Genomic DNA, 22,452 nt, shown 5'->3' with positions numbered 1-22,452 from the left:
ATGCCGGGTTAGCTTTCAATTCAAACTGCTGACGCGTCAGCAGAAAATTCTTTACAGGTGAAAATGGTGGGCTAGGACGTCCGGGACGTAAGCCAGATGGTGAACGCGATGATGACACCCAAACCGGCGATCCAGACGAAGAGGCCTTCCGATACGGGACCCAGGGCGCCAAGGTCAGCGCCGCCGGGAGAGCCGTTGGATTCGATCTGCTTCAGGAAGGTGATGATGTCGCGCTTGCCGTCGGGACCGATGTTGGCGTCACTGAAAACGGGCATGTTCTGCGGACCGGTGACCATGGCTTCGTAGATGTGCTTGCTGGAGACATCGGCGAGAGCCGGGGCGAATTTGCCGCGGGTCAGCGCGCCGCCGGCTGCTGCGGCGTTGTGGCACATGGCGCAGTTGGTACGGAACAGCTCACCGCCCTTGGCGGCGTCGCCCTGTCCGTCGAGCACGCCGGCCTCGGGAATGGAGGGGCCTGCGCCGAGCGAAGCCACGTAAGCGGCGAGCTGGCGGGTCTGCTCTTCGTTGAACTGGGCCGGCTTCTTATAAGCCTGCGGACCGTTCATCTGCATGGGCATGCGGCCCGTACCGACCTGGAAGTCGACGGCGGCAGCGCCGACGCCTACCAGGGACGGCCCTGCCTGGGACCCGCTGGCACCCATGCCGTGGCACGTGGCGCAGTTGGCGGCGAAAAGCTTTCCGCCTTCCTCTGCGTCATTGGCGCTGAAGCTGGTGGTGGCTTTGGCCTGGTTGACTGTGGTGGCAACGGCGTAAAGCCCACCAGTGACCAAGAGTCCCATCAGCAGCAGTGCAATCGCTGCCAGTGGGTGACGTCGCTTCTGCGAGAGTGCCTTCACGTGGTGGTTCCTTTATTCGATCCTGCGTTGGCTCCGGGAGCCACTTCTTGAGATTCTACCTCTTGTAGAAAATGAGGCAAGTGTAGCTACTTGAGGACGTAGATGACCAGGAAGAGGCCAATCCAGACGACGTCGACGAAGTGCCAGTAGTACGAGGTGACGATCGCTGAGGTTGCTTCGAAGTGGCCGAACTTCTTCGCTGCGAAGGAGCGGCCCATGATCAGAAGGAAGGCAATCAGACCGCCGATGACGTGCAGGCCGTGGAAGCCCGTGGTCATGTAAAACGCCGAACCATAGGCGTTGGAGGAGAGTGAAACGTGCTCGGAGACCAGCATGGCGTATTCAGTTGCCTGGCCGGCAACGAAGAACGAGCCCATGATGAACGTGAGGGTGAACCACTCGTTCATTCCCCAGCGGGTGAAGCTGAGGAGGCCGCCGCTTCGACGCGGCTGAAGCCGCTCAGCGGCGAAAACGCCCATCTGGCACGTAAAGGAACTGGCCACGAGGACGATCGTGTTGACGAGCGCAAAGGGGAAGTTGAGCTTGGCTGTCTCTTCGGCCCACATCTGTCCGGAAGTCGAACGGAGTGTGAAGTACATGGCGAAGAGACCGGCGAAGAACATCAACTCACTGGAGAGCCAGACCACGGTTCCAACAGAAACCATGTTCGGGCGATTCAGCGTCGGGTGCGCCGGGGTACTGGGGGCTTGGGTCGCAGATGTCACATAGACATTATGTCTATAAAACTCCCTGCTGCCCAACGCAAACCGCGTTTTGGCAGGACTTTTTCTACAAAGACGCGAATTCGCGCGGAAAAGTTCCCTGGCCGGTTCACATTGGTCTTTGCGGTGCGCACCTCGATAGCATCAGGACGTGACTTCTCAGGCATCTGTACAGGCGGCAGGCAATACATGGCCGCGGCTCATCAAGGCACTCATGGACGGGACCAACCTCACGGCCGGAAACACGGAGTGGGCGATGAACTCGATCATGAGCGGGGATGCTACCCCCGTGCAGGTCGCCGGCTTCCTGGTCGCCCTGCGGTCCAAGGGTGAGACCGTCGATGAACTTGTCGGACTGGTCGAAGCGATGATCGCGCACGCGAGCCGCATTGACATTGTCGGGGAGAAGCTGGACATCGTCGGAACCGGCGGAGACCAGCAGAACACTGTGAACATTTCCACCATGGCCGCGCTGATAGCAGCCGGCGCCGGGGCCAAGGTGGTCAAGCACGGGAACCGTGCGGCGTCCTCGACCTCAGGTTCCGCGGACGTGCTGGAGGCCCTCGGAGTCCGGCTTGACCTGCCCATCCCACGGGTGGCCCTTAATGCCGAAGAAGCGGGCATTACTTTCTGCTTCGCCCAGGTCTTCCACCCCTCAATGCGGCATGCCGCCGTCGCGCGCCGTGAACTCGGCGTGCCCACGGCCTTTAACTTTCTGGGACCAATGATCAACCCGGCCCATGTGCAGGCCTCAGCGGTGGGCGTGGCCAATGAGCGGATGGCTCCGCTCGTGGCCGGTGTGCTGGCCAAGCGCGGCAGCAGGGGGCTCGTCTTCCGCGGGAACGACGGACTGGACGAGCTCACCACCACCGGCCCGTCCCGGGTGTGGGAGATCAGGCAGGGCTCGGTCACGGAGCAGATGTTCAACCCGCGCGAACTCGGCATCCGCCAGGCAACCCTGGCGGAGTTGCGCGGCGGGGACGCCGCAGCCAATGCAGCCGTCGTGCGATCGGTGCTCTCCGGTGCCCACGGCCCCGCGCGCGATGCGGCGCTGCTCAATGCCGCAGCAGGGCTCGTGGCTTTCGATCTTGACGCCGTCGGCCCGTTCAGCGGGCGGATGGCAGCGGCATTCAAGCGCGCGGAACACTCCATCGAGTCGGGCGCCGCCTCGGCCGTCCTGGACCGCTGGGTCGCGCTCTCCCGCAGCTGAGGCGCTGGAGGTCAGCAGGCAATCCGTCCATGCTCCGGTGGTGGACGCGGGCGGCGGACCCTACTCTTCGAAGCCTAAAGCGAAGGCAGCGTCCAGGTCGTGCTGGGAATAGGCGCGGAAGGCTATCTGGGTGGTGGTGTGCATGACGCCGGGCACCTTGGAGAGCTTGTCGGCGATGGTCTCTGCAAGGTCTTCGTGTTGTGGAACACGGGCAATCGCAATCAGATCCCATTCGCCGGTCACGGAGTACACCTCGCTGATGCCCGTAAGAGCGGAGATTTCTTCTGCCGTCTCCGGTATGCGGGAAGCGTCTGTCTTAATCAGGACGAAAGCGGTGACCACGTGTGAGCCTTTCCGGATCTGTTGCGCCGTTGCCGGCCAGGTGGCGGCCCGGATGGGCTTGTCCGGACCCCTGGCCTTGTCCCAGTAAGCCTAGTCCATCACGCCCTGCTGCGGCGTGCCTGCACCCGCCGTACCCCTGCGGCTACAAGGCGATATCCGAGCAGCAGGAGTCCGAGGCTGAGGAGCGCCACAATGACGAACGGCAGCACTACCGTCTGCCCGGTAAGGGCCCGCAGGAGCATCCCGAGAGTTACCGTGCCCAGCCAGACGGCGACACCGGCCGGCCAGAGCGCCAGCGGCGACCGCCATAGCCGCAATGTCAGCCAGGACAGCGCCGCTCCTGCCAGGAACGGCCAGGCCGTGGACAGCACACCGGTGATGATCTCTCCGCGCTGATGGGCGTCCCGGCCGATCGCCGCGAACAGGACGATCAGCGCGGCGTCGGCACACGCAGCCAGCACCGCGGACCGGCGGGCCGAGGCTCCTGATCCATTGCCGGTGGCGGGTGGGTGCGGGGGAGTGGCGGGATGCATATCTCAAGCCTAGCCGGGCTGCCGGTCGAAACGGATCGGGCTGTCGGACGCGCCGGTTCGGCGGGGCCGGCTCAGCGGAGAACCGCGCTGAGGGGAACGTACTTGAGATTGGACGTCGCGCCGCCGGAGTTCGATTCGTCATGCACTACCAGCAGACCCTGCTCGAACTGCGGTCCGGCGTTCTGGGCGGTGACGTCCAACCCGTCCGTTCCAGTCACGGCGTCGACTGATCCGGTACCGGACACCTCGAAGGTCTTGAGGAACGCGTTGTTTCCGGAGCGGTTATAGATGGCGATGGTGGAGTTTGCCTGGCTGGACACGAAGAGGTAACCGGCTCCGTCCGGACCGTAAGTAAGACCCATGCCCTCAATGTCCGCTTCCAACCTGCCTGCCCCCACAGTGTCGACCGACGTACGGGCCGCCCCCGCGTCCGGTTCCGCTCCGTACTTCCAGATCCCGACGTCCTCCTGGCCGACGTAGAGGTACCCAAGGTCATCGTCGGCGACGCAGCTTTCGGTGATGCTGCTGATCGGCAGTGTCCGAACGAGGGTGGCATCAACCTTGCCGGCGCCGTCGTCCGCCAACTCAAATTGCTGGATCGAGCCTGGACCATTGGGCGTCACGAAAGCGAAGAACTTGCCGCTGGCCTTGCTGTGGTACATGCAGAACCCATAGTTGGGCGCCACGGTCCCGATGCTGCGGGCAGCGACCGGCGACAGGGTCCTCGTTGCGGTGTCCAGGGACCAGAGCGCCACCGTGTTGTCGGAGCGGTTGTTCCCGCCGACCAGAACAATCGTGGACCCCGACGACGGGAACCCGCCTCGCAGGTCCACGTTGCCGATCATGCCGTCCGGCCTGAACTGGAGGAGCTTTCCGCCCATATCGAAGACAGCGATGCCGCCGCCCGACTTTGCTTTGTTATCGGCAATGACCACACTGTTCGCCGGCGCCGCTGGATCGACCCAGACAGCGGAGTCGTCGGCGATGTCGCCGGATCCCGCAAAGTCATCGGTTTCACGGACCGCCGCTGCAATGGGACCGGCGGGAGCGGCGCCGGGTGGCAGATCCGGCCGGGAGAGCGAGGAGTCCATTCCCGGGACTGGAGGCTCCGACCGGGAGGGGGCCGGACCTGGCCCGCACCCGAGCAGGGCCGGCCCGGTCAAAGCGGCAAGGGCAAGCAGGGCGGCTGCGGGTCGGCGATGGTGGTTCATGGCTCGCTCCGGCTAAGTTCGGGACGGTACCTGCCTGAGGCTGGCGTCCTGGGAGTATGCGGGCCGTGGTACGCCTCTGTCAAGCATCGGAGAGCGCCCGGCGGAGACAGCCCGCCGGATCGGGTTAACTACCCCCACGTCCCGGATGTGAGGACCAGCCCGCCGGTCCCGCCGTCACCTGGACAGGTCGGACCCGGCCGCGGGCTTTGCTGTGGACGCCTGGCTGCGCCGCCAGGGGATGGCCGCAGCCGCAGCGGCGGCCGCTGCCAGGATGACCGCCGCGATGATCACATACGGCGCGCAGTCCACGCGGGTCTCCTGTGCGGCCGGCGTTCCACCGGTCCCCGGATCCACGGGACCGGGCGTCGATGCTGAACCTGTGGGGGCGGCGGAGGCGGCGGTGGCCCCAGTGGAAAGCAAAGAGGCGGCGGGCTTCTGCGGGGCGGCACTTGCTGCGGCCCCGGGCAGCGGGAGCGCTGCAAAGAGTGTGGGTTCGGCGGGGATCTGCTTCGAGGGCATCGGCCATGGAGTTCCTAAGTTTTTTGCGGGCGGCGCCCACAGGTGGCTTACCGGAATTCCGCTCGCACCGGCTGGTTCGAAGCAGCCGGCGTTGGGGTCCGCTGCCGGTACACCCCTCGACAAAGCCTCTTAACCCGGGCAATTCACGTATTCACTGGGTAAGGACTTCCCGGCTTCCAAGGAGTTCTACGCTGACTGGGAGATGTTCGCTGGAGTGTGCGTGGCCAACATGCGGGCCGAGGCCGGCAGAAATCCGCACGAGCAGGTTATGCAGGATCTCGTAGGGGAACCCTCCACCCGCAGTGAGACGTTCCGGAGACTTTGGGGCGGGCATGATGTCAGGATCCACGGCACGGGCATTGAACGCTTCCGCCACCCCATTGCAGGAGAACTGGTTCACGCCTCCGAAGAACTTCTCCTGACCGCAGATCCCGGCATGGTCCTGATGATTTACACGGCCGAACCCGGGTCCCGGTCTGCCGAGCGGCTCACATTGCCGGCCTCCTGGGCGGCCAATGCGCCCACAGCTGTCCCGAAATAACCGCCCGTTGCTGCCTCCGGTTCATGCAGCTGCGCCCGGGGGAGCGGACGCAGTGAGGACCAGCCTTTTCTGGCGAAGAATTGGGACGATGATCGGCACAGGGAAGTGCTGGTGCTCAACTTTGTCCCTGCGCAGCACCACAACGGCCGTGTTTGTGCTGATGAAGACGAAGAGCAGAAAGAGCACCACCTTTTCAGCGGGTGAGCCAAGGTCTCCGGTCGCCGTGCGCGGTACAGCAGCCAGTGTGGTGGCGGGAATCGCGACCAAGGCGTACACCTTGGGGGAGCAGACCGCCCAGCACGGGCGGCAGCAGCGATTGTTCAGCCATTCCATAGGCCAATCGACTCGCCATGATCATCGTCAACAGCCCACCGTTGGTTGCAGCCATCAATGCGACAGGTCCAAAGAGCCAGTCAGGCACTCCGAAACCCGTCACCTGCAGCAAAGGTCCGGAGGAACTATTGATCTCGTCCGGAGGCGGGCTGCCAAGGATGCCGGACCAATCAGGATGTAGATGCCGCGGGCTGTCAGCAATACCCCTGCGGGGAAGCGGCCAGATTGCCTGCGCCGGGGGAGACCCCGGGATTAAAATCCAGGACGCGGGAAGCATCCCCGTCACCGCGGCCGAACATCAGGCCGACGGGAACGACGACCAGTACCAGGTCAGATACCTCGATGACCGTCATGACGCCATTGGTCCGGACGGATTCCTTCACCCCGCGGGTTGAGTGCGGCCATCAGCAACAGAAAATGCCGCTGCTGCCGGCGTCGCGGAAACATCCGGGAAAGGCTGCAGACAATCCCCGGCAAATGCCAGACTCAACCCTGCGGCGCTCGTTGCGCCGGCGGCGGGCATGCAGAACCGACGAGGAAAGAAACCGGAGGTTTGAACGCCCGCTCAGCGAAGACTGCAGCCCCTCCGGCTTTTGGGTACAGCGTTGCCCACTCCGTCGAAGAGGATGCGGAGTACGTGTCAGCGGATCCTGACCGTCAATCGTGCGCCCAAATAACCTTTACTTAACATAATGTTGATTATCGGCGTTTTACAGCGGGGCTGGTCGGGGCTGGCGTGCGCACCGCAATTACGGTCCCGCACCGTCGGTTGTGTTAGATTTCGGCCCATGATCCCGCGCCCCGCTAACCACGACGCCGACAGGCCGACTGCCGCGGCCATCGGGTTGCTGGCCGAACGGGGCTATGACGGCACATCCGTGGAGGAACTCGCGGACGCGGCCGGCATGAGCCGCAGTACCTTCTTCAGAAAATTCGGTTCGAAGGAAGATGTCGTCTTTGCCGACCACGAGCGCATTCTCGGACTGGTCACCGAGCGCCTTGCGGAGTCGACGCAGGAACCGCTCGCGGCCATCGAGGGCGCGGCCCTGCTGGTCTTCAACCACCACCTGCGGAACCGCGAAACCTCCCGCGCCCGGCATGGACTCATGCTGTCCGTTCCGGCGCTCCGGGACCGTGAGTTGGTCACCTCGCACCGCTATGAGCGCGCCTTCCTGCTCCATTTAATGGACAGGCTGCCCGACGGCGCGCACCGTGAACATACGGCGGTGGCGTTCGCGGCAGCTACGGTTGCCGTCCACAACGCCTTCCTCCGCCAGTGGCTCCGCACACCGCCGGACAGCACAGAAGATGCCACCGCAGACCGGACCAGATCCGCGGCCCTGGCGGTCGAACTACGCGCCATCTCCGATCTGTTCCGGCCCGCACTGCTCGGCACCGCACCCCCCGCCCGGGCTGCGCCGTCCGTCGTCGTGACAGTACTGGCAGCCGGCGCCGACCGGGAAGCGATCGTCCAGGCGGTCCGTGACGCACTCCCCTGATCTCCCGCACAACTGCTGACACTTAGTTTCTTGACGTGGAACTGCGTTTCAGTGCATTCTTAGGGGGTGTGCTGTGAGCCACGCCACGCGTGGTGCGCCGCCCGCCCCCGAGATCAAGGACACTGACATGACGACGACGTCGCCCGATACCGGGTTCACCGCCGAGACACCGGCCCCGTTCCCCGCCGGGACGGTGGAGCCCGGGTACATCCTCACCGAGGCCCTGGGCACCGATCCTGCCGCCGTTTTTGCCGCCATCGGCGAGGAGGACCGGCAGTACTGGAACCGGGCCCGGAACTTCGTCCAGGACGAGGTTCTCCCCGTGATCGACGGCTACTGGGAACGCGCGGAGTATCCGGTGCACCTGCTCCGGCGCCTGGGCGAGCTGGATCTGCTGCGGGACGGTGTCCCCGTGGACGGGTGCGCCGGGATGAGCAGGATGGCCGCCGGGCTGGTGACCATGGAAATCAGCCGCGGTGACGGCTCGGTTGCGACCATGATCGCTGTTCAGGGCGGCTTGGCCTTGCGGTCCATCGCGGAGTGCGGGTCCGCCGCGCAGAAGGACCGCTGGCTCCCGGCCATCGCTGCGGGCCGGGAGTTCGCTGCGTTTGCCTTGACCGAGCCCACCCATGGTTCGGACGCCGTGGCCCTGGAGTCCACGGCCACCGGCACGGCCGGCGGCTTCCTGCTCAACGGCGAGAAGAAATGGATCGGCAACGGCTCCGTAGGCGGCGTCAGCGTGGTGTGGGCCCGCGGCGCGGACGGTCAGGTCCACGGATACCTGGTCCCGCAGGACTCCCCCGGCTACACCGCCACCAAAATCGAGGGCAAGCTGGCCCTGCGCGCCATCTGGCAGGCGCACATCCGGCTGGAGAACGTCTTTGTTCCGGAAGAGAACGTCCTTCCCGGGGCGCAGTCGTTCAAGGACACCGCGCGCGTTCTGCTGGCCACCCGGCTGGGGGTGGCCTGGTCCGCCGTCGGACACGCCACCGCATGCTACGAAACAGCGGTGCAATACGCCCTGCAGCGTCAGCAGTTCGGCCGGCCGCTGGCCGCCTCCCAGATCGTCCAGGAACGGCTTGCCCGGATGCTCAGCGAACTGGGAACCATGCAGCTGATGGTGGTCCAGATGACCCGCCTTGACGAAGGAGGCAACCTCACACCCGAACAAGCCTCGCTGGCCAAGTACACCTGCACCCGCATCGCCCGGACCATCGCCTCCAACGCCCGGGACCTGCTCGGCGGCAACGGCATCCTGCTGGCGAACCGCGTCGCCCGGCACCTCGCCGATATCGAGGCGATCCACACCTACGAAGGCACCGAAACGATGCAGGCCCTCATCATCGGCCGCGGCATCACCGGAATCTCCGCGTTCGCGTGAGTTCCGCCGTGCGCCACAACCAGACAGGACTTATTGTGAACCAAGACGCCAACATCCCCGTCATCCTTGGCGGCGCCCGCACGCCGTTCGGACGCTTCCGCGGCGGCCTCACGCCCCTCTCCTCCAGCGAACTGGGTGCCCACGCCATCCGGGCCGCGCTGGAACGGACCGGAGTGGCCCCGGAACAAATCGGCGCCGTCATCGTGGGCCAGGTCATCCAGGCCGGCGCCGGCCAAGGGCCCGCCCGCCAGGCCAGTCTGGCCGCGGGCATCGGCTGGGATGTGCCGACCGTGACCATCAACAAGCTCTGCCTGTCCGGCCTCACGGCCGTCATCGACGCCGCCCGGATGATCCGGGCCGGGGAAGCGGACTTCATCGTCGCGGCCGGCCAGGAATCGATGACCAACGCTCCCCACCTCGTCCCCGGGCTCCGCGCCGGCGTCGTCATCGGCGACGCTCCGATGCTGGACTCCTTGAACCACGACGGCTTGCAGGATCCGGTGAGCGGTGCGCTCATGGGCGCGGCCACCGACGCCGGCAACGCCGAGCGCGGCATTGCCCGCGCCGAACAGGACGCGGTCGCCGCCCGCTCCCACCAGCGCTCCGCAGCGGCCCGCGCAGCCGGGGTGCTCGCAGAAGAGATCGCGCCAATCCAGGTGCCCCAGCGCAAGGGTCCGGCCGTAACCCTCGAACACGATGAGGGTATCCGCCCCGACACCACTGAAGAGTCCCTGGCGCAACTCCGCCCGGCGTTCTCGAAAGAGGAGACGGCAACCATTACCGCCGGCTCATCCTCCCCGCTCTCCGACGGCGCCGCAGCGCTGGTGATCGCCAGCAAAGCGGCGGCCGAGGCGGCAGGGCTCGAGTGGATCGCCGAAATCGGCGCGCACGGCCAGACAGCGGGGCCCGATGGTTCCCTGCATTCCCAGCCCGCCCGCGCGATCGAACGCGCCCTGAAACTGGAAGGACTCACCGCCCAGGAACTCGATCTCATCGAGATCAACGAAGCCTTCGCGTCGGTCCTCATCCAGTCCGCCAACGACCTCGGAATCGCCGTCGACGACGTCAACGCCGAAGGCGGCGCCATCGCCCTCGGACACCCGGTCGGAGCCTCGGGCGCCCGACTCGTCCTGCACCAGGCGCTGGCGCTCAAACGCCGCGGCGGCGGCACCGGCGTCGTCGCTCTCTGCGGCGGAGGCGGCCAGGGCGACGCCCTGATCCTCAAAGCATGACCCTCCCAACGAAGAAGCAGGACATGACCACCACCAGCACCACAGACTTCGGAACCATCTCCGTAGCAGCCATCCTGGCCGAATCCGCTCGACGGACGCCGGACAGCACGGCACTGATCGTCGGCGGCGATGAGATCACCTATGCGAGCCTCTGGGATGAAACCCGCGCCTACGCCGGGGCTTTGCGGGCGCGTGGCATCGGCCCCGGCGACGCCGTCGCCGTCCTGATCCCCAACGTTCCGGACTTCGCCCGGGTGTACTACGCCATCCTGGCGCTGGGCGCCGTCGTGGTTCCGGTCCACGCCCTGCTGAAGGCCCGCGAGATCGACTACGTGCTCCAGGACAGCGGCGCGCGGCTGCTGATCTGCGCCGCCCCCCTGTTGACAGAGGGCGCAGCAGGTGCCCACGGGACGGGGATCGACGTCCTGACCGTGATGGCGCCCGACGACGGCGGCCTGCGGCGGCTCGAAGCCGAAGCCGCCGCGTCCGCACCCATCGACACCTACATTCCCTGCCGTCCCTCCGACACGGCCACCATCCTGTACACCTCCGGCACCACCGGCAAACCCAAGGGCGCCCTCGGCACGCACTTCGCCCTGGTGGAACAGACGTCCGTCCTGCTGACGAGCGTCATGGATTTCAAACCCGGCGACGTGCTCTTCGGCGGTCTGCCGCTCTTCCACACCTTCGGCCAGACAGTGGTCCTCAACACGGGACTGCGGGCAGGTGCCACCGTCGTCCTGATGCCCCGCTTCAGCGGTGAGGGCGCCCTGGAGCTGATGGATCGGCACAACGTGAACATCTTCCTGGGGGTGCCGACCATGTACGTGGCGCTTCTGGAAGCAGCCAAGACGTCGCAGGTCCGTCCGTCCGCCCTGCGCTACGGCATCTCCGGCGGAGCGTCACTCCCCCTGGCCGTCATGGAAAAATTCCTCGACGTCTTCGGCATCGATATCCACGAAGGATACGGCCTGACCGAAACGTCCCCCGTCGCCGCGTTCAACCACGTGGGCACACCGCCGCGCCCCGGAACGATAGGAACCGCCATCTGGGGTGTCGACATTGAAATCGCCCGGGCCGAAACCGTGGAAAGCATCGACCTGCTGCCCCGCGGCGAACTCGGCGAGCTGGTCATCCGCGGACACCTGCTCATGAAGGGCTACCTCAACCGGCCGGAGGCCACCGCCGAGGCGATCGTCGACGGCTGGTTCCGCACCGGAGACCTTGGCACCAAGGACGGGGACGGCTACCTGCGGATCGTGGACCGCAAGAAGGACATGATCATCCGCAACGGTTACAACGTTTACCCCCGGGAAGTGGAGGAAATCCTCCTGACCCACCCGCAGGTGGTCAGCGCCGCCGTCTACGGGGTTCCGCACGAGGTCCATGGCCAGGAAGTCGCCGCAGCGATCGTGCTGGACGCGGGAGCCACCGCCACCGATGCCGAGCTGATCGCCTTCGCCAGCGCGCAACTGGCGGCCTACAAGTACCCGCGGATCATCCGGCTGCTCACCGAGCTCCCCCTCGGGCCCAGCGGAAAAATCCTCAAACGGAACCTGGCCGCCGCACCCGCGGGGGCGGAGGCCTAACTCCCGCGGGCCCTCCAGTGCACCGCTGGCCGGTCACCGGTGGCCGGTCACCGGTGGCCGGTCACCGGTGGACATACGCCGCGAGGTGCTGGCCGGTGAGCGTTGATTGCGCGGCGACGAGGCTGGCCGGGGTACCCTCGTAAACGATCCGGCCGCCGTCGTGCCCGGCGCCCGGGCCGAGGTCGATGATCCAGTCCGCGTGCGCCATGACGGCCTGGTGGTGTTCGATGACGATGACCGACTTGCCCGACTCCACCAGACGGTCGAGAAGGCCCAGCAGATTCCGGACATCCGCCAGGTGCAGGCCGGTGGTGGGCTCGTCGAGGACATACACCTCACCCTTCTCCGCCATCTGGGTGGCGAGCTTCACGCGCTGCCGCTCGCCGCCGGAAAGGGTGGTGAGCGGCTGACCGAGCGTGAGGTAGCCCAGCCCCACGTCCACAAGCCGGCCGAGGATCTTGTGCGCCGCCGGCGTCTTCGCCTCGCCGGTGCCAAAAAACGCCTCGGCCCCGGTCATCGACATGGCCAGCACGTCGGCGATGTCGCGGCCGGCCAGCTTGTACTCCAGGACCGACGCCATAAACCTCCGGCCCTCGCAGTCCTCGCAGGTGGACTCCACGGTGGCCATAACGCCCAGCTCGGTGAAGATGACACCCGCGCCGTTGCAGGTGGGACAGGCGCCTTCGGAATTTGAGCTGAACAGCGCCGGCTTCACGCCGTTGGCCTTGCCGAACGCCTTGCGGATCGGCTCCAGAAGGCCCGTGTAGGTCGCCGGATTGCTGCGCCGGGACCCCTTGATGGCGCCCTGGTCGATCACCACTACGCCGTTCCGGCCCGCAACGGAACCGTGGATCAGTGAGCTCTTGCCCGAGCCGGCGACACCGGTGACCACGCACAGCACGCCGAGGGGGATGTCGACGTCGACGTCCTTCAGGTTGTGCGCTGAGGCGCCGCGCACCTGAAGCATCCCGGTGGGCGTGCGCACGGCGTCCTTGACCGCGGCCCGGTCATCGAGGTGGCGGCCGGTAATGGTGTCACTGCCCCGCAGACCCACCACGCTTCCTTCGAAACAGACGCGGCCGCCTTCGGTGCCGGCGCCGGGGCCAAGGTCAACGACGTGGTCAGCGATGGCGATGGTCTCCGGTTTGTGCTCGACGACGAGCACGGTGTTTCCCTTGTCCCGCAATTGCAGCAGCAGCTGGTTCATCCGCTCGATGTCGTGCGGGTGCAGGCCGATCGTTGGTTCGTCGAAGACGTAAGTAATGTCGGTGAGGGACGAACCCAGATGCCGGATCATTTTGGTCCGCTGGGCCTCTCCCCCGGACAGCGTGCCCGCCGGCCGGTCCAGCGAAAGGTAGCCCAGCCCGATTTCGGTGAACGACTCGAGCAGGTGCCGCAGGCCCTTGAGCAGCGGGGCGACTGACGGCTCGTTGAGTGCACGGACCCAGAGGGCCAGATCGCTGATCTGCATCTCGCACAGTTCAGCAATATTCCTGCCCTGGATTTTCGAGGACCTGGCTTCCGGGCTGAGCCGCGTCCCGTTGCATTCGGGGCAGGCCTGGAACGTGATGGCGCGGTCGACGAACGCGCGGATATGCGGCTGCATCGCGTCGACATCCTTGGACAGCATCGATTTCTGGATCTTCGGAATCACGCCCTCATACGTCAGGTTGATGCCCTCGACCTTGATCTTGGTCGGCTCCTTGTAGAGCAGGTCATCCAATTCCTTTTTGCTGTACTTGGCAATCGGCTTGTCCATGTCGAATCCCGCACCGCTGAAGATCCGGCCGTACCACCCGTCCATGCTGTAGCCGGGAACCGTCAGGGCACCCCCGGCGAGCGACTTGGTGGCATCGTAGAGCGCCGTGAGGTCGAAGTCGGAGACCGCGCCCATGCCCTCGCACCGTGGACACATGCCGCCCAGGTAGACGGCGTTCTGCACGACGCTTTTCTCCACCCGGCCGCTCTTTTCCGTGCTCATGACCCCGCTCGCCTTCCGGGTGGGCACGTTAAAGGAGAACGCCGTGGGCGGACCCACCCGCGGCGAACCCAGCCGGCTGAAGAGGATCCGGAGCATCGCGTTGGCGTCCGTGGCCGTGCCAACCGTCGAGCGGGGATTCGCGCCCATCCGCTCCTGGTCAACGATGATCGCGGTCGTCAGCCCCTCCAGGAAGTCGACGTCGGGCCGTGCCAGGTTGGGCATGAAGCCCTGCACAAACGCGCTGTAGGTTTCGTTGATCATCCGCTGCGACTCCGCGGCGATCGTCGCGAACACCAGCGAGCTCTTGCCTGAGCCGGAAACGCCGGTGAACACCGTCAGCCGGCGCTTCGGGATGTCCACAGTGACATCTTTGAGATTGTTCTCCCGCGCACCGACCACCCGAAGGAAATCGTGGGTGTCGGCAACATGCCGCGAAGGTGACTGCGTCTGCGGCGTCGTGGCCATACTCATCGTCTCTCCATCTGCACCGGCGGCTCGTGGTGCCTAAATTCAACCAGCTTAGGACCCGGATTTGCGGCCGCAAACATTTGTCTTCTGTGCCGGCCTCAATAAGAATGAACCATGACGGTCTACGTGAGGTCCCTGGAAACTGCTGTCCCCGCTACGGTGCTGATTCAATCGGAGGCCCGGGATGTGTTCGCGGCCCAGCCGGGGCTCACCAGGCTCGGAACCCGGCTGATCAGCACATGTTTCGATTCCGCCGCAATCGACACCCGCCACACCGCCGTGGAGGAACTGACCAAGGATCAAACCACGGACAATCCGAAATTCTTCGACGCCGGAACGGGGCTCCTGCTCAGCCCGAGTACCAAGGTCCGCAACGAAATCTTCGCGGTGGAGGCCACGAAACTCTTCGTCGAAGCGGCCCGGAAGGCCCTTGAGGCCTGCCCGGGGCTCCCTCCAACCAGCATCACGCACCTCATCACAGTCTCCTGCACCGGGTTTTTCAACCCCGGTCCGGATTACAAGATCGTCCGTGCACTTGGCCTGAATCCGTCCGTGCAGCGGTACCACCTGGGATTCATGGGCTGCTACGCCGCGTTCCCGGCACTGCGGGCAGCCAAATCCTTCTGCGAAGCCGACCCGGACGCGGTGGTCCTGGTGGTCAGCGCCGAGCTTTGCTCACTGCACGTGCGGACCTCCAACGACCCCGACACGATCATGGGATCCGCGTTGTTTGCCGACGGCGCCGCTGCCGCCGTCATCACTGCCCGCGAGGACGCCGGAGAACCGGCGCTGTTGCAGCTGGACCACTTCGAGACCGTGTTGACTCCGGTCGGCGAGGAATCCATGGCCTGGAATATCGGTGACGAGGGTTTTGAAATGGTCCTCGGCAACTACGTCCCGCACATCATCGATGACCACATCATCGGCGCCCTGGAACCGCTGCTCTCCCGCGACGATGCTCTCCGGGGACTGCCGTACAGCGACATCCGGCACTGGGCCATCCACCCGGGTGGCCGGAGCATCCTGGACAAGGTCCAGTCCCGGCTCGAGTTGAGCGATGAGCAGCTGATCCCCGCCCGGGAGACCCTGCGGAACTTCGGCAATATGAGCAGCGCCACCGTGCTGTTCGTACTCAAGCACATCCTGGATCTGCCGCCGGCAGCGGACAGCGACGGCGGCGAACGGATCTGTTCGATGGCGTTCGGGCCGGGGCTGACGGTGGAATCCGCGTTGTTCACCAAGCTCGGCAGCCCGCTCGGCGAGGGGCGGCCGGTGTTGGCCGGGAACGCGGCCGCTGACTTCTCGTCCGCGCAGCCTGCGTCAGCGCTGGCGTGAGCCCCGGTGCTCCTACTGCGCAAACGTGCGGCGCACGCCGTCGAGGAAATGGACCTGCCCGGCTGCGACCCGGACCGGCTGGACCGCACCTACGCCCAGTTTGCCCTGGTTAACCGCGCAGTCTCGGGTTGGCGCGGCATCTACCGCCGCCAAATCCGGCCACGCCTGCGCCGGGGCCCCGCTACCCTGCTGGACATCGGCTGCGGCGGCGGCGACGTGCCGGTCATGCTCTCCCGCTGGGCGGCCACGGACGGGCTCCGCCTGTACATCACAGCCATTGATCCTGATCCCCGGGCCAGCCGCTTCGCTGCGGAGCGGCATGCCGGAACCGGCGTAACGTTCCGCCGGTCCACGGCGGCTGAGCTGGCCGGCGAGGGCCTCAGCTTCGACCTGGTGGTGTCCAACCATGTGCTGCACCATCTGGGCCAGGCTGAGCTTCCCGGGTTCCTGTCCGAGTCCGCGGCGCTGTGCCGCGGGACAGTCATTCACAGCGACCTGCGCCGCAGCCCGGCCGCGTACGCCCTGTTCTTCGCCGGCTCCTGGCCCTTCACCGGCTCCTACATCAGGCAGGACGGGCTGACCTCCATCCGCCGCAGCTACACCGCCGCGGAACTCCGGACCGTTGCTCCGCCTGGCTGGCGGGTCGAACCCCGGGCTCCCTTCCGCAACCTGCTGGTGTTCACCAACGGCACCGGGGCCCAGGCAGCCCAAGGTGGTTGACGTCCTGGTGATCGGCGGCGGCCCGGTAGGACTGTTCATGGCGGCCTTGCTGCTCCAGGGGGGTGCCAGCGTCCGCATCCTGGAACGACGGACTGCACCCGAACTGCATTCCCGGGCCATCGGCATTCACCCCCCGGCGCTTGAAGCGCTTGAGGGAACCGGCGTGGCGCAGGCCCTGGTGGATGAAGGAGTACCCATCCGGTGTGGCGTCGCCGTCGCCGGCGGCAGGACCCTGGCACGCATGTCCTTCGCCGGCGTTTCGGACAGCTACCCGTTCGTCCTCGCCCTGCCGCAGTCCAGGACCGCAGCCCACCTCGAAGACCGCGTCCGCCGGCTGGACCCTGAGGCCCTTCACCGCGGTGTCCAGGTCACCGGCCTGCACGCCGGTGCCGGCGAGGTCACCGCGGAAGCGACGAAAGCCGCAGAGACAGTCCGGTATACGGCGTCCATCGTCATCGCCGCCGACGGTGTCAGGTCCACCGTCCGCGGCCAGCTTGGACCAGCAGTACGGGCGAAGGATTATCCGGAAACCTACCTGATGGGCGATTTTGCCGACACCACCGGATTTGGTCCGGACGCGGCGCTGTTCCTGGAAAGCGGGGGCATCGTGGAGTCCTTCCCGCTGCCGGGGGCGCGCCGGCGCTGGGTGGTACGCCTTGCAGACGCCGGGAACCCGCTGGACGCCGGAAACGTGGCGGACACCGAAGCGACGGATGACGCCATCGGGCTGGCAGACCTGATTCGGCGACGGACAGGAATCGACGTTGATGCCTCGGGGAACACCATGCTGAGCCGTTTCGGCGCGCGCTCCCGGTTGGTTGACAGGATGGTGGCCGGCCGGATCGTGCTGATCGGCGATGCGGCCCACGAAATCAGCCCGATCGGTGGCCAGGGCATGAACCTGGGTTGGCTCGACGCCGTTGCCCTGGCGCCGCTGGTTCTCTCGGCGCTCGGTGGAGCAAACGTGGCGGCGGATCTGCGGGCGTTCGAGTTGGCCCGCACGCGAGCGGCGGACCGGGCAGCCCGCCAGGCCGAAATCAACATGGCGCTGGGGCGGCCGCTGCCGGCAGCACCCTGGTCGCTGCGCAACCGTGCGCTCGCTGCGGCCGCTTCGGTCCCCGCTGTCAACGGCTTCGTGGCCCGCCGGTTCACCATGCACTGACGCGGCCGGCCGAGGCGATTCCGGCCGGGAATACACTGGGCTCATGGGCTACCGTTCCGCCCCGCTGCGCCCCCTGGCCGGCGGACCCCGATCCGTCCGGCCGGGCAGACTTGCCGCGGCCGCGGCAGCCCTGGCCCTGACCGTCTCCTGCGGCGCCGGCCCCTCCGGTGCCGTCGCCCCGCCCGCTCCAGCAGCGGGGCCGCCGCCGGCAGCAGCGGCGCCGGTGGCCCCGGTCACCGCCGGGATCAATCAGCTCCGCGACAACTACAGCCGCCAAATCATTGCCGTCCAGCTGACGAACAACACCGCCGGCCCGGTGACGGTCCTCAGCGCAGCCGTGGCCAGCCCGCTCTTCGCCGGGACCATCGAATGGCAGGCGGCACCGGGCGGGACTGAGCTTCCGCCGGGCCAGACCAAGATTCTGCCGGCCCAGCTGCGGACACCCGTGTGCAGCCCGCGGGCAACACCGACGGACCCGGGGGCAACGGTGGCATTCCGCCTGGCCGACGGCAGCGGTGCCGGACCCGGGGGGACGGTGCGGGCCACCGATCCTTATGGCGTGATGAGCCGGAACAACACGGAAATGTGCCTCGCACAGGCGGTGGCCGAGGTCGCGGACATCCGGCTGTTGCCCGAGCTGGAGGCTGCTGCCGGTGCACACAGCGCCGTCCTCACACTGTCCATCACGCCGCGGCCCGGCGCCGGTTCCCCCGCGGCAACGCAAAGCCTGACACTTGCCCGGATCGACGGGACCACCCTCCTCGACGAGGACCCGGAGGTGCCCTGGCCGCGGTCCGTTTCGGTCCGTGCCGGGGATTCCGCCCTGCGGGTCCGTCTGGGGATCAGGCCCGCACGCTGCGATCCCCACGCCATAGCGGACGACAAAGTGGGCACGTTGTTGCCCCTCAGGGTCTCCGCGGGCGGCCGGGACGGGATCCTGAAAATCGACGCCGGCGCACTCCTGCGCGGTCGCCTTTACGATTTCCTCACAACGGCCTGCGGACGCCAGTAGTCTGTTTCCATGCCTTCGATTGCCACGCCCTCCCACGCCAAGCCGACGGACTTCAGTGCCGCCCGCATCCAGGAAGCCGTTCAGCAGCTCCTGGCGGGCGGGGAACTCCCCGCCATTGTCCAGGCGGGGCATCCCGTGCTCCGGCAGATCGCCGCTCCCTACGACGGGCAACTCAGCGACGCCGAACTCTCCCAGTTCATTGACCTGTTGCGCCGGGTGATGCACAAAGCGCCCGGCGTGGGCCTGGCGGCGCCCCAGCTGGGCGTACCGCTGCAGCTGGCAGTGCTGGAAGACCAGTACGACGTCGATGCTGCCGTCGCGTCGGTGCGCGGGCGGGATCCGCTGCCATTCTTCGCCATGCTCAACCCGGGCTACCAGCCCCAGGGCGATTCCACTGCGGCGTTCTACGAAGGGTGCCTGTCCCTGGCCGGGCTCCAGGCCGCCGTCGCCCGGCCCGCCCGGGTGCTGCTGGATTTCACCGCTCCCGACGGGAGCCCGCAGCAGCGGGAATTCCTCGGCTGGCAAGCGCGGATCGTCCAGCACGAAACCGACCACCTGCACGGCATTCTTTACCTGGACCGCTCCGAACTGCGCTCCCTCACCACCAATGCAGAGTATTCGGCCCGCTGGGCGCACCCCGACATCAGCCTCGCCCGGCAGGAACTCGGGTTCCTGCCGGGCGGGTAGGGCCGCTGATCACGCCGGACCGGCGGTGTCAGCGGCGGCCCTTAGCCCCGGGCCGCGGGTGCCGGGTTGGCGGCCGTCGGAAGGTACCGGGCCCACCACTGCAGGATCCGGTCGAAGCGCTGCTTGCGGTGGTGCGGTGTCCCGCTGCGCGAGAGTTCATGGTTCTCCCCCGGAAAGACCAGGAATGCAGCCTCCACCCCCCGCTGTTTGAGCGCAGTGAAATAGCGCTGGCCCTGCTCCACCGGGCACCGGAGATCCTCCTCGCTGTGAATGATGAGGGAGGGGGTGCGCACCCGGTCCACGCAGGCCATCGGGCTTTGGGCTGCCATGAGTTCGGCCGTCCCGCCGGTATATTCCCCGCCGAAGAACCAGCCGATGTCTGAGGACCCGGTAAAGCTCACGGGATCGAGAAAACCGCGTTCCACGATTGCGGCCCGAAAGCGGTGGTCGTGGCTGATGGTCCAGGCGGTGAGGTAGCCGCCGTAGGAGCCCCCCATGATGCCGAGCGCGCCGGCGTCGAGCCCCTCGTCGGAGGTCAGCGCGCCGTCGAGGAACGCCAGGACGTCCTGCATGTCCAGGGTTCCCATCTTCTCCTTGATGGCCCGTCCGTGGTCCTGTCCGTAACCTGCAGAACCACGGGGGTTGCACATCAGGACCGCATAGCCGGCGTCGGCATAGACCTGGGCTTCATCGAAAAGGGCCCCGGTGAACTGGGCGAACGGACCGCCGTGGATGTTCAGCAGGACCGGGTGCGGGCCCTCGCCCGGTGGCTTCACCAGCCAGCCGTGGACAATATAGCCGTCGGTGGACGGGATGGTGAGCTCAAGCGGTTCCAGGATGCCGGCGCCGGACCGCAGCGGTGCCGAGAAGTCCGTCAGGAGCCGGAGCTGCCCGTTCTCCAGCATTGCCACATCGCCGGCTGTGGACGCGTCTGCGAAACTGACCGCCAGCGAATCCCCGTGCGCGGCGGCGCCGGTGACTACGCGGCTGCCATGGACCAGTACCCGGTGGTCCCCCAGGGCGCTGAACTCGATCAGCTCGACCGTTCCCCGGGCGTTGTTCAGCAGCAGGGCCGAGTCCGGGCCCGCCAGTTCAAGCCTGCCGTCGCAGCTCAGGTCCATGGTCTGAACGTCACTGAGCAGCGTAGCGTCGCCACCGCCGGCAGGCATCTTGTACAGGGCGGTGTTGCGTGCCACGAAGTCCTGCCCCGAGTGTCCGAGGTCCTGGGCGAGGAAGAACAGCCACTTCCCGTCGTGTGACTGGCGCGCAGCGTGGACTGTCTGCCTGCCGGTGTTCGCCGGCGCGAGAAGCACCGGATCCCCGCCCCCGGTGCTGTCCCCCGCCGCTCCGCCGACCGGAAGACGGTAGATGCCGCTTGCCAGATCGGCGTCGCTGCCCTCGTGCAGGGCGGCGGTGAAGTAGACGGACCGCCCGTCGGTCCCGAAGCTTGCGCCGGTATGGTCGGTGCCTGCGGTGGTCAGCTGCTCTGCGGCCGGCAGGAGGGACGCGGCTGCCCCGTCGGTGCGCCCGTCGGAGGCAGCTGCGGCGGGGCCGTTCTTCGCAGCGCGTCCCCGCGGGACGACCCCGGGTTCGGCGCCGAGTTCCGGTACGTCGACGACGAAGAGCTGGGCCGGTTTGTCGGCTGTGTACCCGACACCGTTCATCCGGTACTTGTAGTCGGTGATCAGCCGGGCGTCCTCGCTGCCGGCGCCGACCCCGTCGATGCTGCCGTAGCGGCCGGCCGCCGGGATCCGGGCGGCATAAACGATGCGCCGGGAGTCGGGGGACCACGCAAACTCGAGCACGCCCAGCGGCGCGTCGGTGACCGGCTGCGGCTCCCCGCCGCCGGACTCCACAATGTGCAGCTGCGGCTGGCCGCCGGCGGCGGCACGCAGGAATGCGAGCACGAGCCCGTCCGGCGAGAAGTAGGGGGCCGTGTCGCGGAAACCGCGGGTCAGCCGGCGTGGCGCACGCCCCGGGTCCAACGGCACGGTCCATAACTGGCCTACGTACGCATCCGCGTCGAAGTCAGGCCTGGTCACGGAGACCACGGCGCGCCGGCCGTCCGGATGCACGGCAGGGGTGGACACGGAATTCAGCAGGGGCAAATGATCGGATTTCACGTGTGCGAGCCTAACCCCAGTTCCTGCGGCAGTGAAATAGCTCACGTCGGCGGGTTTGCGGCGCCGACCGGGCCGCAGACATCACGCCGAGCCTAGGATGGACACTATGCCACCCGCCCGCGCTTCTTCGCTGCTGTGCCCGGTCTGCCGGGACCGGCTCACCCCGGGCGGGACTCGGACGCTGGGGTGCCCTGCCGGTCACAGTTTTGATGCCGCCAAGCAGGGGTATTACAACTTGCTGGTGGGAAAAGGCACTGTCTTTGAAGCGGACACGGCCGACATGGTCGCGGCACGCTTCGACTTCCTCTCCGCCGGCCATTACCGCCCGCTCGCGGACGCGGTGGCGGACTGCGCAGTCCGGGCCCTCGGCGGTGGCACTCCGGACACGCCGCAGACAGTGCTGGACGCGGGCACCGGGACGGGACACTACCTCCGCGCGGTCCTGGACCAGGCGGCGCGGGAGGCGGCCCCCGTACAGGCGGTCGGCCTGGATATCTCGAAATTCGCTCTTCGCCGGGCCGCGAAACTGAACCCCGAAGCCGTGAACCTCGTCAGTGACGTCTGGCAGCCGCTGCCGTTGGCCGACAGCGCCGTCGACGTCGTCACCGTCGTCTTTGCCCCGCGCAACGCCGGTGAGTTTGCCAGGGTGCTGCGACCCGGCGGCCGGTTGATAGTCGTCACACCGCGACCGGGCCACCTTCAGGAGGTTGCTGGCCGGGCCGGCATGCTGGGGATCGATCCGGCCAAGGAGGAACGGCTCGCGGCGTCGCTGGGCGGTTCTTTTTCTCCGGTTTCCACCGAGGACCTTGATGTCCCGCTCCGGCTCGCCCCGGAGGATGTCACCCGGCTGGCTCTTATGGGCCCGGCCGGTCACCATCTGGACCGGACCGCGCTGGCGACGCTCGCCGCCGGATTTCGCCCGCTGACAGCCGTGACGGCCCGGTTCCGGATCGGCGTTTTCCGGCCGTTGGGCTGACCGCCGGCTGTTCCGGTGG

22 protein-coding genes are annotated in these 22,452 nt (G+C 66.9%); 12 read left to right on the top strand and 10 right to left on the bottom strand.

Annotated elements, in window-relative coordinates:
• Window positions 1-71 precede the first annotated feature (71 nt).
• Together VUN84_09710 and VUN84_09705 are read right to left on the bottom strand one after the other, a co-directional pair.
• A complete protein-coding gene (locus VUN84_09710; protein ID XAS62620.1) occupies window positions 72-857 on the bottom strand; it encodes a c-type cytochrome in 786 nt (261 codons plus the stop codon).
• 86 nt (window positions 858-943) lie between these two features.
• Complete coding sequence (locus VUN84_09705) at window positions 944-1,522, bottom strand: heme-copper oxidase subunit III (protein ID XAS62619.1); 579 nt, start codon at window positions 1,520-1,522, stop codon at window positions 944-946.
• Window positions 1,523-1,730: 208 nt separating this feature from the next.
• Between VUN84_09705 and trpD the strand changes: the two genes are divergently transcribed.
• A complete protein-coding gene (gene trpD, locus VUN84_09700) occupies window positions 1,731-2,789 on the top strand; it encodes an anthranilate phosphoribosyltransferase (GenBank protein ID XAS62618.1) in 1,059 nt (352 codons plus the stop codon).
• Window positions 2,790-2,849: 60 nt separating this feature from the next.
• On the opposite strand, the gene VUN84_09695 is transcribed toward trpD, so the two are convergent.
• The 4 genes from VUN84_09695 to VUN84_09680 all read right to left on the bottom strand — a co-directional run bounded on the left by VUN84_09695 (window position 2,850) and on the right by VUN84_09680 (window position 5,394).
• Window positions 2,850-3,131: an Lrp/AsnC ligand binding domain-containing protein gene (locus tag VUN84_09695; protein XAS62617.1), complete on the bottom strand. Its 282-nt coding sequence runs from the start codon at window positions 3,129-3,131 to the stop codon at window positions 2,850-2,852.
• A gap of 98 nt (window positions 3,132-3,229) precedes the next feature.
• Window positions 3,230-3,664 (bottom strand): DUF3054 domain-containing protein, encoded by a 435-nt coding sequence (locus VUN84_09690; protein XAS62616.1) that lies wholly within the window; start codon window positions 3,662-3,664, stop codon window positions 3,230-3,232.
• Between the two features lie 71 nt (window positions 3,665-3,735).
• A complete protein-coding gene (locus tag VUN84_09685; protein ID XAS62615.1) occupies window positions 3,736-4,755 on the bottom strand; it encodes a phytase in 1,020 nt (339 codons plus the stop codon).
• Window positions 4,756-5,049: 294 nt separating this feature from the next.
• On the bottom strand, window positions 5,050-5,394 hold the full coding sequence (locus VUN84_09680) for a hypothetical protein (protein XAS62614.1): 345 nt from the start codon (window positions 5,392-5,394) through the stop codon (window positions 5,050-5,052).
• Between the two features lie 154 nt (window positions 5,395-5,548).
• Here VUN84_09680 and VUN84_09675 point away from each other — a divergent pair, with 154 nt between their 5' ends.
• A complete protein-coding gene (locus VUN84_09675; protein ID XAS65812.1) occupies window positions 5,549-5,935 on the top strand; it encodes a hypothetical protein in 387 nt (128 codons plus the stop codon).
• 21 nt (window positions 5,936-5,956) lie between these two features.
• On the opposite strand, the gene VUN84_09670 is transcribed toward VUN84_09675, so the two are convergent.
• Both VUN84_09670 and VUN84_09665 read right to left on the bottom strand, forming a co-directional pair.
• Window positions 5,957-6,202, bottom strand: coding sequence for a hypothetical protein (locus VUN84_09670; GenBank protein ID XAS62613.1), 246 nt, complete (start codon window positions 6,200-6,202; stop codon window positions 5,957-5,959).
• Between the two features lie 260 nt (window positions 6,203-6,462).
• Window positions 6,463-6,621, bottom strand: coding sequence for a hypothetical protein (locus VUN84_09665; protein ID XAS62612.1), 159 nt, complete (start codon window positions 6,619-6,621; stop codon window positions 6,463-6,465).
• Window positions 6,622-7,056: 435 nt separating this feature from the next.
• On the opposite strand from VUN84_09665, the gene VUN84_09660 reads away from it, so the two are divergent.
• From VUN84_09660 to VUN84_09645, 4 genes are all read left to right on the top strand, one after another.
• Entirely contained in the window at window positions 7,057-7,767 is a 711-nt protein-coding gene (locus VUN84_09660; GenBank protein XAS62611.1) for a helix-turn-helix domain-containing protein, read from the top strand.
• Between the two features lie 127 nt (window positions 7,768-7,894).
• Window positions 7,895-9,148: an acyl-CoA dehydrogenase family protein gene (locus tag VUN84_09655; GenBank protein ID XAS65811.1), complete on the top strand. Its 1,254-nt coding sequence runs from the start codon at window positions 7,895-7,897 to the stop codon at window positions 9,146-9,148.
• 35 nt (window positions 9,149-9,183) lie between these two features.
• A complete protein-coding gene (locus VUN84_09650) occupies window positions 9,184-10,380 on the top strand; it encodes an acetyl-CoA C-acyltransferase (protein XAS62610.1) in 1,197 nt (398 codons plus the stop codon).
• Window positions 10,381-10,403: 23 nt separating this feature from the next.
• Entirely contained in the window at window positions 10,404-11,969 is a 1,566-nt protein-coding gene (locus VUN84_09645; protein XAS65810.1) for a long-chain fatty acid--CoA ligase, read from the top strand.
• 61 nt (window positions 11,970-12,030) lie between these two features.
• Here VUN84_09645 and VUN84_09640 read toward each other — a convergent pair whose 3' ends face one another.
• Window positions 12,031-14,421, bottom strand: a complete 2,391-nt coding sequence (locus VUN84_09640) for an excinuclease ABC subunit UvrA (GenBank protein XAS62609.1) — start codon at window positions 14,419-14,421, stop codon at window positions 12,031-12,033.
• Between the two features lie 111 nt (window positions 14,422-14,532).
• Between VUN84_09640 and VUN84_09635 the strand changes: the two genes are divergently transcribed.
• From VUN84_09635 to VUN84_09615, 5 genes are read left to right on the top strand one after another with little or no spacing between them, the layout of a single operon-like run.
• A complete protein-coding gene (locus VUN84_09635; protein XAS62608.1) occupies window positions 14,533-15,753 on the top strand; it encodes a type III polyketide synthase in 1,221 nt (406 codons plus the stop codon).
• A gap of 6 nt (window positions 15,754-15,759) precedes the next feature.
• Window positions 15,760-16,473 carry a class I SAM-dependent methyltransferase gene (locus VUN84_09630; protein XAS62607.1) on the top strand — a complete coding sequence of 238 codons (714 nt, stop codon included), beginning with the start codon at window positions 15,760-15,762 and terminating at the stop codon, window positions 16,471-16,473.
• Window positions 16,466-17,635 (top strand): NAD(P)/FAD-dependent oxidoreductase, encoded by a 1,170-nt coding sequence (locus VUN84_09625; GenBank protein ID XAS62606.1) that lies wholly within the window; start codon window positions 16,466-16,468, stop codon window positions 17,633-17,635. Before VUN84_09630 ends, VUN84_09625 begins: the two co-directional genes overlap by 8 nt.
• A gap of 43 nt (window positions 17,636-17,678) precedes the next feature.
• Entirely contained in the window at window positions 17,679-18,647 is a 969-nt protein-coding gene (locus VUN84_09620) for a hypothetical protein (GenBank protein ID XAS62605.1), read from the top strand.
• 9 nt (window positions 18,648-18,656) lie between these two features.
• Window positions 18,657-19,334 (top strand): peptide deformylase, encoded by a 678-nt coding sequence (locus VUN84_09615; GenBank protein XAS62604.1) that lies wholly within the window; start codon window positions 18,657-18,659, stop codon window positions 19,332-19,334.
• A 41-nt stretch (window positions 19,335-19,375) separates the two neighbouring features.
• Here VUN84_09615 and VUN84_09610 read toward each other — a convergent pair whose 3' ends face one another.
• Window positions 19,376-21,457: a S9 family peptidase gene (locus VUN84_09610; protein ID XAS62603.1), complete on the bottom strand. Its 2,082-nt coding sequence runs from the start codon at window positions 21,455-21,457 to the stop codon at window positions 19,376-19,378.
• A 106-nt stretch (window positions 21,458-21,563) separates the two neighbouring features.
• Here VUN84_09610 and VUN84_09605 point away from each other — a divergent pair, with 106 nt between their 5' ends.
• Window positions 21,564-22,433, top strand: a complete 870-nt coding sequence (locus VUN84_09605) for a methyltransferase domain-containing protein (GenBank protein XAS62602.1) — start codon at window positions 21,564-21,566, stop codon at window positions 22,431-22,433.
• Window positions 22,434-22,452 lie beyond the last annotated feature (19 nt).

The organism is Micrococcaceae bacterium Sec5.8 (genome assembly GCA_039636775.1).
In the GTDB taxonomy this organism is placed as follows: Bacteria; Actinomycetota; Actinomycetes; order Actinomycetales; family Micrococcaceae; genus Arthrobacter.
The sequence above is the reverse complement of the archived record's forward strand: the minus strand, read 5'-3'. Positions and strand labels throughout refer to the sequence as shown.

Coding starts and splice junctions, on each gene's coding strand:
- VUN84_09690 (XAS62616.1), bottom strand. CDS start 3,664: ATGCATCCCGCCACTCCCCCGCACCCACCCGCCACCGGCAATGGATCA.
- VUN84_09660 (XAS62611.1), top strand. CDS start 7,057: ATGATCCCGCGCCCCGCTAACCACGACGCCGACAGGCCGACTGCCGCG.
- VUN84_09615 (XAS62604.1), top strand. CDS start 18,657: ATGCCTTCGATTGCCACGCCCTCCCACGCCAAGCCGACGGACTTCAGT.
- VUN84_09680 (XAS62614.1), bottom strand. CDS start 5,394: ATGCCCTCGAAGCAGATCCCCGCCGAACCCACACTCTTTGCAGCGCTC.
- VUN84_09705 (XAS62619.1), bottom strand. CDS start 1,522: ATGGTTTCTGTTGGAACCGTGGTCTGGCTCTCCAGTGAGTTGATGTTC.
- VUN84_09620 (XAS62605.1), top strand. CDS start 17,679: ATGGGCTACCGTTCCGCCCCGCTGCGCCCCCTGGCCGGCGGACCCCGA.
- VUN84_09685 (XAS62615.1), bottom strand. CDS start 4,755: ATGGACTCCTCGCTCTCCCGGCCGGATCTGCCACCCGGCGCCGCTCCC.
- VUN84_09645 (XAS65810.1), top strand. CDS start 10,404: ATGACCACCACCAGCACCACAGACTTCGGAACCATCTCCGTAGCAGCC.
- VUN84_09635 (XAS62608.1), top strand. CDS start 14,533: ATGACGGTCTACGTGAGGTCCCTGGAAACTGCTGTCCCCGCTACGGTG.
- VUN84_09605 (XAS62602.1), top strand. CDS start 21,564: ATGCCACCCGCCCGCGCTTCTTCGCTGCTGTGCCCGGTCTGCCGGGAC.
- VUN84_09655 (XAS65811.1), top strand. CDS start 7,895: ATGACGACGACGTCGCCCGATACCGGGTTCACCGCCGAGACACCGGCC.
- VUN84_09665 (XAS62612.1), bottom strand. CDS start 6,621: ATGACGGTCATCGAGGTATCTGACCTGGTACTGGTCGTCGTTCCCGTC.
- VUN84_09640 (XAS62609.1), bottom strand. CDS start 14,421: ATGAGTATGGCCACGACGCCGCAGACGCAGTCACCTTCGCGGCATGTT.